Origin of the sequence: Flavobacterium potami (genome assembly GCF_020026915.1) — a bacterium.
In the GTDB taxonomy this organism is placed as follows: Bacteria; Bacteroidota; Bacteroidia; order Flavobacteriales; family Flavobacteriaceae; genus Flavobacterium; species Flavobacterium potami.
The window spans coordinates 381,312-396,172 of the sequence record NZ_JAINUY010000001.1; the positions used below are offsets into that span (position 1 = coordinate 381,312).

At 33.8% G+C, this 14,861-nt stretch carries 8 protein-coding genes and 1 tRNA gene; 4 read left to right on the plus strand and 5 right to left on the minus strand.

Annotated features, from left to right (window positions below):
- Positions 1–12: 12 nt before the first annotated feature.
- Positions 13–3,666: a phosphoribosylformylglycinamidine synthase gene (gene purL / locus K6T82_RS01700; RefSeq protein WP_420828324.1), complete on the minus strand. Its 3,654-nt coding sequence runs from the start codon at positions 3,664–3,666 to the stop codon at positions 13–15.
- Positions 3,667–4,237: 571 nt separating this feature from the next.
- A complete protein-coding gene (locus tag K6T82_RS01705) occupies positions 4,238–5,746 on the minus strand; it encodes a hypothetical protein (protein WP_223704285.1) in 1,509 nt (502 codons plus the stop codon).
- A gap of 292 nt (positions 5,747–6,038) precedes the next feature.
- Between K6T82_RS01705 and K6T82_RS01710 the strand changes: the two genes are divergently transcribed.
- From K6T82_RS01710 to K6T82_RS01725, 4 genes are all read left to right on the plus strand, one after another.
- Complete coding sequence (locus K6T82_RS01710) at positions 6,039–6,470, plus strand: PaaI family thioesterase (RefSeq protein ID WP_026730337.1); 432 nt, start codon at positions 6,039–6,041, stop codon at positions 6,468–6,470.
- A 3-nt stretch (positions 6,471–6,473) separates the two neighbouring features.
- Positions 6,474–7,538: an isochorismate synthase gene (locus K6T82_RS01715; RefSeq protein ID WP_223704286.1), complete on the plus strand. Its 1,065-nt coding sequence runs from the start codon at positions 6,474–6,476 to the stop codon at positions 7,536–7,538.
- A gap of 208 nt (positions 7,539–7,746) precedes the next feature.
- A complete protein-coding gene (bshB1, locus tag K6T82_RS01720) occupies positions 7,747–8,463 on the plus strand; it encodes a bacillithiol biosynthesis deacetylase BshB1 (protein WP_223704287.1) in 717 nt (238 codons plus the stop codon).
- Between the two features lie 79 nt (positions 8,464–8,542).
- Positions 8,543–8,616: transfer RNA gene (locus tag K6T82_RS01725), tRNA-His, on the plus strand.
- Between the two features lie 201 nt (positions 8,617–8,817).
- Here K6T82_RS01725 and ypfJ read toward each other — a convergent pair.
- The 3 genes from ypfJ to K6T82_RS01740 form a co-directional block, all read right to left on the minus strand.
- Positions 8,818–9,669 carry a KPN_02809 family neutral zinc metallopeptidase gene (ypfJ, locus tag K6T82_RS01730; protein WP_223704288.1) on the minus strand — a complete coding sequence of 284 codons (852 nt, stop codon included), beginning with the start codon at positions 9,667–9,669 and terminating at the stop codon, positions 8,818–8,820.
- Positions 9,670–9,803: 134 nt separating this feature from the next.
- Positions 9,804–13,856, minus strand: coding sequence for a PAS domain S-box protein (locus K6T82_RS01735; protein ID WP_223704289.1), 4,053 nt, complete (start codon positions 13,854–13,856; stop codon positions 9,804–9,806).
- 88 nt (positions 13,857–13,944) lie between these two features.
- Complete coding sequence (locus tag K6T82_RS01740; RefSeq protein WP_223704290.1) at positions 13,945–14,751, minus strand: hypothetical protein; 807 nt, start codon at positions 14,749–14,751, stop codon at positions 13,945–13,947.
- Positions 14,752–14,861: the final 110 nt, after the last annotated feature.

Sequence of the window (14,861 nt, forward strand, 5' to 3'; positions counted from 1 at the left end):
TGATAAATAATATTAGTTTTTCTCAATCCATTTTCTTGCATTGACAAAAGCTTCGTGCCAAGGCGTAACCTCGTCGTTTCTGTCTTTTGCATAATGAGCCCAGTTCCATTGGAAAGTCGAACGCTCAATGTGAGGCATCATAACCAAGTGTCTTCCAGTTTTGTCACACATCATTGCAGTGTTGTAATCAGAACCGTTAGGGTTTGCTGGATATCCTTCGTAAGCATATTTAGAAACAATGTTGTATTGGTCTTCTGCGTAAGGCAATTTGAATTTACCTTCTCCGTGAGAAACCCAAACTCCTAAAGTGCTTCCTGCCAAAGTAGATAACATCACAGAATTGTTTTCCTGAACTGTTACAGAAGTAAAGATACTTTCGTGTTTCTGGCTTTCGTTATGGTGCATTTTTCCGTGAACTTCGTGCTCTGGATTAATTACTTCTAATTCCATAAACAATTGACATCCGTTACAGATTCCAACAGATAAAGTATCTTCTCTTTTGAAGAAATTATCTAAAGCTGTTTTTGCTTTTTCGTTGTATAAGAAAGCTCCAGCCCAACCTTTAGCAGAACCTAAAACGTCAGAGTTAGAAAATCCACCAACAGCTCCAATGAACTGAATATCTTCTAAAGTTTCACGTCCAGAAATTAAATCCGTCATGTGAACGTCTTTTACGTCAAATCCAGCCAAGTACATAGCGTTTGCCATTTCACGCTCAGAATTACTTCCTTTTTCACGAATAATAGCTGCTTTTGGTCTTGGTTTAGAATTGTCGATTTCTGGTTTCTTTCCTGTAAAATGTGCAGGGAAAGTATAATTTAAAACCTGATTTTTATAGTTTTCGAAACGTGCTTTTGCAGTTCCGTTTTTAGATTGTTTTTGATCTAATAAATAAGAAGTTTCAAACCAAACATCTCTGTAGGTTGGAATATCCAATTTATAAGTTCCAAATTCCAAACTTGCAGATTCTTGAACTGAACCTAATTTAAAGAATTCGATGTTGTTTCCTTTTAATTTAGCTTCAACTGCTGCATCTGATTTTGCTTGGAATACGATTCCGATATTTTCTGCGAAAAGGATTTTCAATAAGTCTTTTTCCGCGAAAGCGCTGAAATCAATTTTAGCTCCAAGATTTACATCAGCAAAACACATTTCTAATAAAGTCGTGATCAAACCACCACTTCCGATATCGTGACCCGCTAAGATTTGGCTTTCGCCGATTAATTCCTGAACGGTATTAAATGCATTTTTAAAGAAAGCCGAATCTTTAATAGTAGAAGTTTCGTTTCCGATTGTATTTCTGATTTGTGCAAAAGAAGAACCTCCTAATTTGAAATCATCTTGAGACAAATTGATATAATAAATTGATTCTCCGTTTTTCTGTAAAACAGGCTCAACTACTTTTCTGATATCTGTACAGTTTCCAGCAGCAGAAATAATAACCGTTCCTGGCGCAATTACTTCATCATTTGGATATTTTTGTTTCATTGAAAGTGAATCTTTTCCTGTTGGAATGTTGATTCCCAATTCAATTGCAAATTCTGAACATCCTTCAACAGCAGCGTATAAACGAGCATCTTCACCTTCGTTTTTACAAGCCCACATCCAGTTTGCAGATAATGAAACTCCTTTTAATTGATCTTTAATTGGCGCCCAGATGATGTTTGATAAAGATTCTGCAATTGCATTTCTAGAACCCGCAACAGGATCAATCAAAGCAGCGATAGGAGCATGCCCGATAGAAGTTGCGATTCCTTCTTTTCCTAAATAATCCAAAGCCATTACACCCACATTGTTCAATGGTAATTGTAACGGACCTGCATTTTGCTGTTTCGCCACTCTTCCTCCAACGCAACGGTCAACTTTGTTGGTCAACCAGTCTTTTGAAGCAACAGCTTCTAAACGTAATACGTCTTTTAAGTAGCTTTCAAAATCTCCTGCGTTGTAAGCAACGTCAGCATATTTTCTGTCTACTTTTTTATCTGTCATAATTGTTTTTGGAGAACTTCCAAAGAAATCTTCCAAAGCATAATCCATTGGTTTAGAACCGTTAGATTTTGATTCAAAAGTAAAACGGTGATCACCAGTTACATCTCCAACTTCGTACATTGGAGAACGCTCTCTGTCGGCAATTCTTTGTAATGTATCGATGTCTTTTTGACCAATAACCAATCCCATTCTTTCTTGAGATTCGTTACCGATAATTTCTTTTGCAGAAAGAGTAGGGTCACCAACAGGCAATTTATCTAAATCGATCAAACCTCCAGTTTCTTCAACCAATTCAGAAAGACAGTTTAAGTGTCCGCCCGCACCGTGATCGTGAATTGAAACAATTGGGTTATTGTCGCTTTCTACTAAACCACGAATTGCGTTTGCAGCACGTTTTTGCATTTCTGGATTTGAACGCTGAATGGCATTCAACTCAATTCCTGAACCAAAAGCTCCTGTATCTGCAGAAGAAACCGCAGCACCACCCATTCCGATTCTATAATTTTCTCCACCAAGAATTACGATTTTATCACCTTCTTGTGGTTTGTTTTTGATAGCTTGATTTAATTTTCCGTAACCAATTCCACCCGCTTGCATGATTACTTTATCGTAACCAATTTTTCTGTTTTCTTCTTCGTGTTCGAAAGTTAAAACAGAACCTGTAATAAGCGGCTGTCCAAATTTATTTCCGAAATCAGAAGCTCCGTTTGAAGCTTTGATCAAGATATCCATTGGCGTTTGGTACAACCATTTTCTTTCTTCTACTGCATTTTCCCATTTTCTGTCGTTGTTCAAACGAGAATATGAAGTCATGTAAACAGCAGTTCCAGCCAATGGCAATGAACCTTGTCCACCTGCTAAACGGTCACGGATTTCTCCTCCAGACCCAGTTGCAGCACCGTTGAAAGGCTCAACAGTTGTTGGGAAATTGTGTGTTTCGGCTTTTAAAGATAAAACCGAATCAAATTCTTTTATTTCGTAAAAATCAGGTTTATCAGCCGATTTTGGAGCAAACTGCTGCACTTTTGGTCCTTTTACAAAAGCAACGTTGTCTTTGTAAGCAGAAACAATATCGTTAGGATTTTCCTGAGATGTTTTTTTGATTAATTTGAAAAGAGAAGTTTCTTTTTCTTCGCCATCGATAACAAATGTTCCGTTGAAAATTTTGTGACGGCAGTGTTCTGAATTCGCTTGCGAGAAAGCAAAAATCTCAGAGTCAGTTAATTTTCTTCCTAGTTTAGTCGAAAGATTGTTTAAGTAATCAACTTCTTCTTCGCTTAAAGCTAAACCTTCAACTTTGTTGTAAGTCGCAATATCATCAATTTCCAAAATTGGTTCTGGCTGAATGTTGATAGTGAATATTTCCTGATCTAATTCATTGAATTTTTGAGAAAGCATCGGATCAAAATCAGTAAAATCTTCCGTTGCTGGATGAAATTCTTCAATTCTGATAATGCCCGGAATACCCATATTTTGAGTAATTTCTACAGCATTTGTACTCCAAGGAGTGATCATAGTAGCGCGTGGACCAACGAAGTAACCAGGCAATGCTGATTTTTCGATTTTACTCGCGTCGGCGAAAAGCCAGTTTAGTTTTGAAATGTCTTGAGCTGAAATTTCGTTTTGCGTTTGTACGGCAAAAACAGTTTTGCTTTGGTTTTCAAAGAAATGGATCATTTGTGTAGTTTGTTGTTTTGAAGGTGCAAATTTAGTGTAAATAAATAGTAAGCGCAAATTTGAAAACCATCTCTTTTCAAAAAAAATGAAATTGCTTTTTTCTTGCATTTTTTCTACCAAAAAGACGCAAAATCAATAGGTTTCGGTCTTTCGTGAAATTTAAAGATTTAGTAAAATTTCTTTTTTGATAAACGTTGATATATTAAAGTTTTAGAAGGGGAAAATGTTGATATATAAACTACACAAATTTTAGTTTTTTGAAAAAATAGATTTGCAAAATTTATGAAACGTTCAATTTGTCAAAAAGGAATATTTGTCAAAAAATAAGGTTTTTAGAATAAAAAATGTTGTTTTTCTCAGTTTTTTAGGTACAATTTGTCATTTCGATAAAGGAGAGATCACTCGAAAATGGACAAATTAGATTTTCGTTCCAATATTCCGTAGAGACGCACTGCAGTGCGTCTAAAGTATTGTGTATATTCGTTGCGTAAGATGCACTGCAGTGCATCTCTACAGATATACTTTGCGTAAAAAGAAACCTTTGCGCCTTAGTGCCTTCGCGGCAAAACCACTATTTAGGAAAATCTTTACTCTGATAAGCGCCCAAATCTGGCGGAGAAGTTCTCGTAATTCCTAAAATATCTGTCGGAATGATGTATGACTGATTCCCTTTCGCGAAAGCGGCAGAAGTTTTATCAATATTGAATTTATTCTGAGCAACGTTATAAAACTTCGGGTTTTCATTCAAAATGATATTGTTATAATGTTCAGTGTCGGTTTTAAATTGATAATCTGGATTAGAGGTGTTTCCGAATTTTAATAAGCAATTGTTTAATTGGTAAACAAAAGCAGCAGCTGTATTTTTGCTCAAATTGAATTCATTAAAATTTGAACCATAAATAATGCAATTATTGAAAGTAGCTTGGGTTAACGGATTCGTTTCTGGTGTTGCTCCAGCCAAACTATTGCTCAAAGTGACGGCAAAATGTGTAGGATTAGACCAATTATTGTAAAAAGTACAATGCGTGAACTTGTAATTTCCTCCGTAAACACAAGATAAGCCCGCAATTGAAGCATAATTAATGACAATGTTTTCTCCCACAATTTGAGCATTTTGAGCTAAAATTCCATACTCCACACAATTGTAAATCTGAGTATTTTTAATTTCGATTGTATTTAATGGATTCCTGAAATCTAAACCGATTACTGCATTTTTTAAAGTAAGATGATTAATAGCGTGATTCGCGCTTCCTTTTTCAAAAATTACAGATTTCCATTGTCCAGGAATGTCAGAATAAAGCGGTTCTAAACGATCGCCTTCAAAAACAACTTCGTTTTCCAGTTTTTCTGTTGTAGAAGCTGTTCCATTGATTTTTAAAGAAGCATTTTGGGCAACATATAAGCCTGAATTGGCATGAAAATGAACTCTCGCTCCGGCTTCAAAAGTTACGGTTTTGTTTTCTGGAACTCCTGCATAACCATAAATTACATAAGGTTTCTGTTTAGTAAAAAGAAGCTCGTTTCCGTTTGTAGGATCATTTTCATTCAAATAAAATCCGTCAACATCTTTTCTGTCGATTTTGATTTTTTCTTTCGAGCCATCAGGATTTTGATTCGGATATAAAAAAACAGCATCCTGAATTAAAGTAACCAAAGCGACTTCCTGAAGATTGGCGCCACTGTCAAACTGAATTTCATCGGTGTATAAAAAATCAGTTGGATTTGCATCTGTAATATCTGCAGTGGTTTCTATAAAAATGTATAAACTATCTTTTGCTAAAAGCGTAACATTTTGAAAAATTTTCCCATTGTTGCCCGTCATTCCGTCAACCGTCATGCGGTATTTAGAACTTAAGCCTTTTTTAAATTGAACAACTGGAATCGAAATGTCATTTTTACTTCTATTGTATACTTTTAATTGATAAGTACTCGAGCCTATATTCTTGAAAACAGTGTCCAAGTAAACGGTGTCTTTTGAGAACTTCAAATCTCCAGAGCTGGCAACAGTATCAAAGTCAGTTCGGCAAGAACTGAAAGTTATAATTATTGCAAGAATGAAAAAAGTAAAATATTGACGCATTTAAATAGTTTTTTTGCCACTGATTATAAGAATTAAAATGATTTTTTCTCGCCACGAATTTCACTAATTCCCCGAATTAAATTAGTGCAAATTGGTAAATTTCGTAGCAAACAAAATTAATCTGTGTTAATCTGTGTAATCTGTGGCCCAAAAAAGCCAAAGATTGATTCTGATTGTTTTTGTAAAAATAACAAAAAACCTACAGCTTTGAAGTGGAATTTTAAATTTTAGAATCGGATTTTAGATTTATGTCTTATCTTTCTTTAATTTTACGATTTTAAAGTTTATTTTAATGAATCATACAAAAGAGCAGATTTTGGCGCGATGCAATGAGTTTTCTAAAAACACATTAATGGAAACGCTGAAAATTGAATATATAGATGCTGGCGAAGATTTTTTAACTGCAAAAATGCCTGTAAATCCAAGTGTTCATCAACCAATGGGATTATTGCACGGCGGTGCTTCTGTAGCTTTGGCAGAAAGTGTTGGAAGTGCGGCTTCTTTCTTTTTTATCAATCCGAAAGAGCAGGAGGTAAGAGGTATCGAAATTTCGGCAAATCATCTAAAAAGTATTCGTGAAGGTTATGTTTTCGGAACGGCCAGAATTATTCATAAAGGAAGAAGTCTTCATCTTTGGGAAATTAAAATTACCGATGAAGAAGGTAATTTGGTTTCGCTTTGTAAACTGACGAATATGGTTTTGGATAGAAAGAAAAGTGAATAAATTATGAGTCCATTTTTCTTGAAAATTAAAAATCATAAAGAACAAAATTTACCCTTTGTACTTTATTCAAAACCCAATACAGATAGATATATTGGAATTTTACAAAAAAACAATACGTTGCATCAAGTTTCTGATTACAGCGAAAAAGGTTTTGTTTTTGCTTCTTTTGATGAAAAACAACTAATCTTAATTCCTGAAAATGAGTCGGAAATTGTCACTTCAGAGAAAATAGCAACTTCATTTGAACCAATCGAAATTGATGATTTGAATTTTGATGCCGAAGCTAAATTTCAATACGAATATTTAGTAGCGCAGGGAATTCAAGCGATAAAAAATGAAGAATTCAAAAAAGTGGTTTTATCAAGAAGTGAGGAAGTTTCTTTGGCAGAATTCGATTTTATTGAAACTTTTCAGCATTTGGTTCAATTATATCCTGCCACTTTCTGCTATTGTTTCTTTCATCCTAAAATCGGACTTTGGATGGGAGCAACTCCAGAAAAACTGCTAAAGGCAAATGAAAATGCTTTTGAAACCATGGCTTTAGCGGGAACGCAAAAAGATAATAAGGAAACAGAAATCGTTTGGCAGCAAAAAGAAAAAGACGAACAACAATTTGTAACTGATTTTATCGTAAAAAGGCTTCGAGAATTTACGGCTTCTGTTGTAGTTTCTGAACCATACAGTTTAAAAGCAGGATCGATTTGGCATATTAAAACTGATATTTCGGGAGTTTTAAAAGAGAATTCTACTTTAGAAGAAGTAATAGATACTCTGCATCCAACGCCAGCCGTTTGCGGACTGCCTAAAAAGAAATCAAAAACTTTTATTTTAGAAAACGAAAATTACGATAGAACTTTCTACACCGGATTTTTAGGAGAATTAAATAGCACTTTTGCAGGAGAGAATGCAAGTTCTGATTTATTTGTAAATTTACGATGCATGCAGATTCAGGAAGAAAAAGCGATTTTATACATGGGTTGTGGTATTACAAAAGAAAGTATTCCCGAAAAAGAATGGGAAGAAAGCGTCAACAAATCGATGACGATGAAAAGAGTATTGAAAAAATAGTTTAAAGTTTCAGGTTTCAAGTTTCAAATTACTAATTGAAACGTATACCTGAAATGAAAAAATAAATAAGTTTTAAGTTTCTGTTTCATTAGCAGTGTCACCCTGAGCGAAGTCGAAGGGTACAAAGGGCTTCAACTTCGCTCAGCCTGACACATCGAGAAGAAAACCTGAAACCTGAAACCTGAAACAAAACAAACAAAAAACAAAAATGAAACTAGACATATTAGCCTTTGGCGCACATCCGGATGATGTAGAATTAGGTTGTGCCGGAACAATTTTAAAAGAAGTTTCCCTTGGGAAAAAAGTAGGTATTGTAGACTTAACGCGTGGTGAATTAGGAACGCGAGGAACAGCAGAAACAAGAGATCAGGAAGCAAAAGACGCGGCTAAGATTTTAGGGGTTCTGGTACGTGAGAATTTAGCAATGCGAGATGGCTTTTTCGTTAATGATGAAAAGCATCAATTAGAAGTCATAAAAATGATTCGTAAATACAAACCTGAGATTGTTTTGTGCAATGCAATAGACGATCGCCATATCGATCACGGAAAAGGAAGCAAATTAGTTTCTGATGCTTGTTTTCTTTCGGGTTTGATGAAAATCGAAACTTCAATAGACGGAGAGAAACAAGAAGCTTGGCGACCAAAAATAGTGTATCATTATATTCAATGGAAAAACATTGAGCCAGATTTCGTGGTAGACATTACAGGATTTGAAGAAAAAAAGATAGAAGCGATTATGGCATACAAAACACAATTTTACGATCCGAATTCGAATGAACCTGCAACGCCAATTACAAGTAAAAACTTTTTTGAGAGCTTAAATTATCGTGCGCAGGACTTAGGAAGACTGGTTGGGAAAGATTTTGCAGAAGGATTTACAGTTGAAAGGTGTTTGGCAGTCAATAGCTTAGAAGATTTGATTTAATTTTTGTGAAATTTTTTCATTTTTTTCTTTGTAGAACTCAACCTTTGTTATATATTTGCACTCGCTAAGCAGAAAAATGGTGGTTGTAGCTCAGCTGGTTAGAGTAGCGGTTTGTGGTGCCGCGGGTCGCCGGTTCGAACCCGGTCAGCCACCCAGATAGAAAGCCTTGAAGAAATTCAAGGCTTTTTTTGTGCTTATATTTTTCTGAACCCTATAAGTAATGTAAGTTCATTTTAGGTATAAGTCTCCACAAACAAAACTTAAATTATTTATATCACTTATATGGTTTAAACTAAAAAAAGCACAACTGTTTAGGTCGTGCTTTTCTGGCGGTTATTATATTTGGTTTATGTATTATCTAATTTCTTCAAATGTAGTTCCTTGTTTAATGTCTCCAGTTTTAAAACCTTTTTTAAACCAATACATTCTTTGTTCGGATGTTCCGTGTGTAAAAGAATCCGGAACAACATGTCCTTGCATTTTACTTTGTATAGCATCATCTCCAACTGCGTTTGCGGCACTTAAAGCTTCTTCAATATCTCCAGTATCTAAATTTTCCTGATTGTAGTGTGCCCAAACTCCGGCATAAAAATCAGCTTGCAGTTCTAGTGCTACAGATAGTTTATTGGCTTCGGCTTCGCTTTTGCCTTGTTGTTCCTGACGCATTTTGGCAGATGTTCCTAATAGAGTTTGAATGTGATGACCAATTTCATGTGCAATAACGTATGCGATGGCAAAATCACCTCCTTTTGCACCAAATTTAGTTTTTAGTTCTTCAAAAAAAGCTAAATCCATATATACTTTTCGGTCTCCCGGACAATAAAAAGGACCTGAAGCAGATGATGCACCACCACAAGCCGTTTGTACAGAGCCTTTAAAAAGTACTAATTTTGGTTTTTCATATGTCATTCCGTGTTCGGAGAAAATTTTGCTCCATATGTCTTCATTGTCCGCCAAAACAACTTTTACAAAATTCCCCATTTCTTCATCTTCTTTGCTTAAAGGAGCTGAAGTTTCAGTTTGTTGCTGTTGTCCACCTTGCAATTGCTCTAAAACAGGAGTGATCATTTGGGCATTTTCGCCTCCAAATACATTTACTAAAAGGATGATGATTCCGATTATTCCGCCACCAACTACAGCTTTTCCACCAGATATACCTCTTCTGTCTTCGACATTATCACTTTGTCTTCTGCCTTGCCATTTCATATTGAATTGTTTTTAAACTTATTATCAAAAGGGATGTACGAATTTATATATTTTTTATGATAAATTTTACATTCGAATGAGGAATGTTTTGAAAAGTTTGGGTTTCTCAACTATGACTGCTGAATACTATAATTTTACGCCAGCCATTTTGTTAATGCTTCTTCAACAGTTCCTTTCATAATAGGTTTTGAGATGTAATCGTCCATTCCGGCAGAGATACATTTGTTTCTTTCCTCTTTTTCTGTTCCTGCTGTTACTGCAATAATAGGAATATCACGGCCTTTTTTGGTGTTTCTGATCGCTTTAGCAGTTTCATAACCATTCATAATTGGCATCTGAATGTCCATAAAAATAATAGTCGGATTGATTTGCTCGAATTTCTGAATGGCTTCGTAACCATTTTCACATTCGTAGATAAAAGCGTTGTTGTAAAGGTTTTTAATAATTGTTTTTAGAAGCAACATATTTACTTTGTTGTCTTCTACAATCAAAAACGTGATGTTGTTGCTATTTGGTTCAGTATTGTCAGATTCCAATTCGATATTTAAACTTTTAAGTTCAGCATTATATTTGTCATTAATGCTTTGGTTACTCGTTTTTAGATTTAAATCAAAAAAGAAAGTACTTCCTTCGTTAATTGTGCTTTCAAGTTGTAAACGGCTTTCCATTAAAGCGAGTAACTGATTTGAAATGGTCAATCCTAATCCTGTTCCTCCAAATTTTCTCGTTGTAGAACTATCTTCTTGCGAAAAAGCTTTGAAAATTTTCTTTTGATTTTTTTCTAATATTCCAATTCCGGTGTCAATTACAGAAAAGCGAATTAAACAATAATTATTTTTCTTTTTTTCTAAAACCGAAACATTTAATTTAATAGAACCTTCAGTTGTAAATTTTATTGCGTTAGAAAGCAGATTAATCAAAATTTGTTTGATACGGACAATGTCGGTCCAAATGTATTTCGGTACATCGGGATCTATATTCAATTCGAGAGTGAGGTTTTTTTGATTGGATTCGTAAATAATTAAATCGAAAACTTGTCCCAGAACTTTTTTAATGTCATAAAGATCAATAAACAGTTCTAGTTTTCCTGCTTCAATTTTAGAGAAATCCAAAATATCATTCACAATTTCAAGCAGCGAATGCGCCGATTGATTTATGGTGGTCATGTATTTTTCCTGAATTTCTTCCAATTCGGTTTTCATTAATAAATGAGTAAATCCTATAATTCCGTTGAGCGGAGTCCTAATTTCGTGCGACATATTAGCCAAGAAATCAGATTTAGATTTGCTGGCTGCTTCTGCCAGTTGTTTGGCTTTTATAGCATCTTCAATTTCTTTTTTGTTGGTAATATCGAAATAGATTCCGCCTACAAATTCAATTTCGTCATCTCTTTTTATTACATCTCCAAATTCTTCTATCCAGATATATTCGCCGGTTTTTTTTCGAATACGGTAAACATTGTGCAACGGCATTCCATTTTGTAAATTATCAATTTGATTGTTGATAACTTCCTCTTTGTCATCATGATGAATTAATGAAAGAAACGATAAATTATTTTCTATAAATTCTGATTTTGAATACCCTGTCAAATTTAAGACTTCATCATTTAAGAAAATCTTGGTTGAAAAAGCATCAAATTTGGATAAGTAAACAGTTCCCGGAATGTTATTAGCGATTAATTTGAACTTTTCTTCACTTTCAATAATCTTACTTTCGTTACGATTTCGTTCTAATGCAGAAGAAATATTATTGGCCAGGACTTGAAAAATATTGATTTCATCTTCGGTCCATCTTTTTTCTTTAAAACAATCATCGAAACCAATAAAACCTGTAAAAATATCGTTGATGTAAAGAGGTAATATTAAGATCGATTGGATCTCGTTATTGATGAGTAGTGTTTTAAAAAAGCCTTCATCGAGATCACGTGTCAATGTGTTTAGGATTTTCTTTTGCTGAGCGGCTTCGTAAATTTCTTTTAAATTTTCTTCCGTCATATGACGCAAGGGCGTAATCTGGTGAATCACTCCTTCGCGAGACCATTTGTATTTTTGGCTGACCGTATTGTAAATCGGATCTTTTTCGTAATAATACATATGATCTACTTTTGCTGCTCTTCCTATAATATTATAGGTTTCCTGAAACATCTGTTCGGTAGTTTTGCTCAACAGAAATTTTTCTGTACAAGATGAAAGAGCCGACAAAAGATGGCTTTTAAATTCTAATTTTCTCTCTGCTTCCAAACGCATTTGAGAAGAGATTGCTAGAGAAATTACATCTGAAATGGTTCTCGCATAATTAATATCTTCATTGTCCCATTCGCGTTTTCGAACGGTACTTTCAAAACAAACCACCCCTGCCAATTGTCCCGTTAAGAAAATTGGAACATCGAGCATGGACTTAATGTTGTTTTTGGTAAAGTATAATTTTTGAAATTCGGAAGTTTCTAATTTGTTAAAAACATCCGGAGCATTTATGATTGCTTTGTTGCTTAAGGTTTCAAAATAAATAGGATAAGATTCTTTGTTTAGAATATTTTTATCGTTCAGATTTTGATTATCATGGCTGTAAAGATTTTTACAAGTAATTAAATCTTTATGGTATTTCCAGAAACTTACACGATCGGCATTGCTGATGGTAGAGGCTTCTTTTAGTATTAAATCAATGACAGTATTTAATTTGTCGTATTTACTAAAATCGGTGGTAGATAGTTTTTTGGTTGAATTGTTGTACGCTTCAATTTTTTTGAGACGTCTTTTTTTCTCTTTTTCAATGTTCTTTTTTTCTGTAATATCTCTTGCAATTCCTGAGAAACCTGCAAATTGCCCAAACTCATTTCTGCGTACTGTAATTTTCTGAGAAATCCACATCTCTATTCCGTTTTTCATTAAAATTGGAATTTCTATTACAGGATTATGAGCCTCATTTATAACTAAATTAGAGTAAAAATCGGCAGCACTTTTTACGTATTTCTCCCGAATAAAACTAGAATAATGTTTCTTGATGATTTCATTTTCCGAGTATCCTAAAATAGAAATACCAAATTCATTTATGAAGGTGAAATTACCGTTGGCATCAAACTCAAAAATGATATCGGTTGCGGTCTGGATTAAATTTTTGTATTGATCCTGAACCAAAATTTGCTCTGTAACATCTTGACCGATACTGATAATTAAGTCTTCGGAGAATTTTTTATCTTTCCATTGAATGTATTTAAATTCTCCATTTTTACATTTTAATTTACGAATGTAAAGTTTGTCTTCTTGGTTTTTTAATGGATTCAACTTTGTGTTGAACTCTGAATCCTTTGTTAAGTCAGAAAACTTTAATCCCATAACTTCATCAGGATGATAGCCTAAAATGGAGGTTATGGTTTCGCTGCAAAATAAAATTTCACCATTTTGATTAGAGGCAATAGTTAACGAATTTCCTTTGTGAACAATTTCATTGGCGAATCTAAAATTATCACGATTGTTTAATAAAACGGCATATTTTACCTGATTTATAATAAAAATCAGGATGCAGAAATTAATCAATAAAATAGATGATTTTGTCGGGATGAGCTGAAAAGCAATTGTAAGGATAAGAAAGACAAAAACGGAACCAACAAAAAACCAATAAATTTTAATAGGTTTTAGAATGTTGTATGAAAAGAAAAAAGAAATCAGAAAAACAATAATCGGGACAACATCTTTAGGAAGCAAAATGATATTGGATCCTACATAACTCATGTAAATGAAAAAACAAAATATAAAAAGCTGCTGAATTCGATCGCGAAGCCATTTTACTTTATCTGTAATGGCATAAAGAATAAGTACTCCAACACCAATAGAAACATTTAGGATTAAAAGGCTTTTGGGTCTGATTTTAAAGATTTCATTGATAATTTCGATTACAATTACCGCAATTCCAAAGAATAAAATATAGAGTTGATATTCTTTGCTAATAGTATCCTGTTCTTTCTTTTTTTCAATGAAATATCCAATTTTTGCTTTAATTCTAAAAAACTGATAAACAAGCAGTGAAAGAAATGCAAAAAGAGATAATCCTAAAACAATAAGTTTAGGATTATTATAGAAAATAATATCTGAATTAAAAAGATGCCAACTTGCCATAATAACTTCTAGGGCATTTCCAATACTGAAAATTCCCGAAATTACCGAATTGAAAAAACTACAGTCCGTGGCCATAGAATTTGGGGTAGTTGGTTTTACTAAACAGCCTTTGAAAATTCTTTAAAGAGGTGGTTAGTCTCTTTATAAATTAGAATTTTCTATTTTAATCTACATTATATTTTCCAATTGAATCAATTGAATCTTCTTCCTCTTCGTCTATCCCAAAAATGGCAAAATACGTTGCATATTGCATTGAACTGTTAAAAACTACAGTAAAAATAACTCCAACGCAGCATCCTACAAGTCCCACAAGGGCACCTAAAAAACCTGTTAAAAAAAATGCTAATATAGCAAGCGGATTTTTGGTTACAACTGCAATACTTGATTTTAAGGCATCTAAGCCAGTTAGATTTCCAAAAATAATTAAAGGTGCTGCAAAGTACACGAAGTAAGAGACAATATATGGAATTGCAAATGCAACTACATTTTCGTACGGAATATCCAGACTTCTAACTAAGTTAGAAAGTGCGTTTCCAATAATGGCAGGTATTATAGCAGCTATAAAAAGTTGTGCAAAATGTTTTCCTTTGTAATACGTGAACATTGTAGAAACATTAAATTCAACATCTTTATCTGCTGAATCAGCCATTTTTAAGAATCCCGCGCTAAAAGGAGCTATTAATGCCGCTAAAGCAGAAAAACCAATAGTTTGTATTAAAAGTTCAACTGCGCTAAATTTTTGATTGTTAAGTTCTTTTAGATAATCTTCTTTCAGACTTTCTACTCCGAAATAAGTAATCATTATTCCCATATAAACCATGACCGCGATAACGGTAAAAACCAAAATAATAAGCCCAGAATAAATTGCTATTTTTTTATAATTTTCGAAGGCGTGATTAAAAACTGTAGCAAAATCAAGGGAATAGCCGTTTCTTTTGATGTCCTCAATTTGGTCAAGTGTAGATTTCATTTTTAGCGTAAAATTGTTTTATAGACTTGTAAGGTTTTATAAGTATCTTGACGTAAATATAGCATTTTAAATCAATTCCGTATAAAAATCTAAAAAACATTCTACGATGT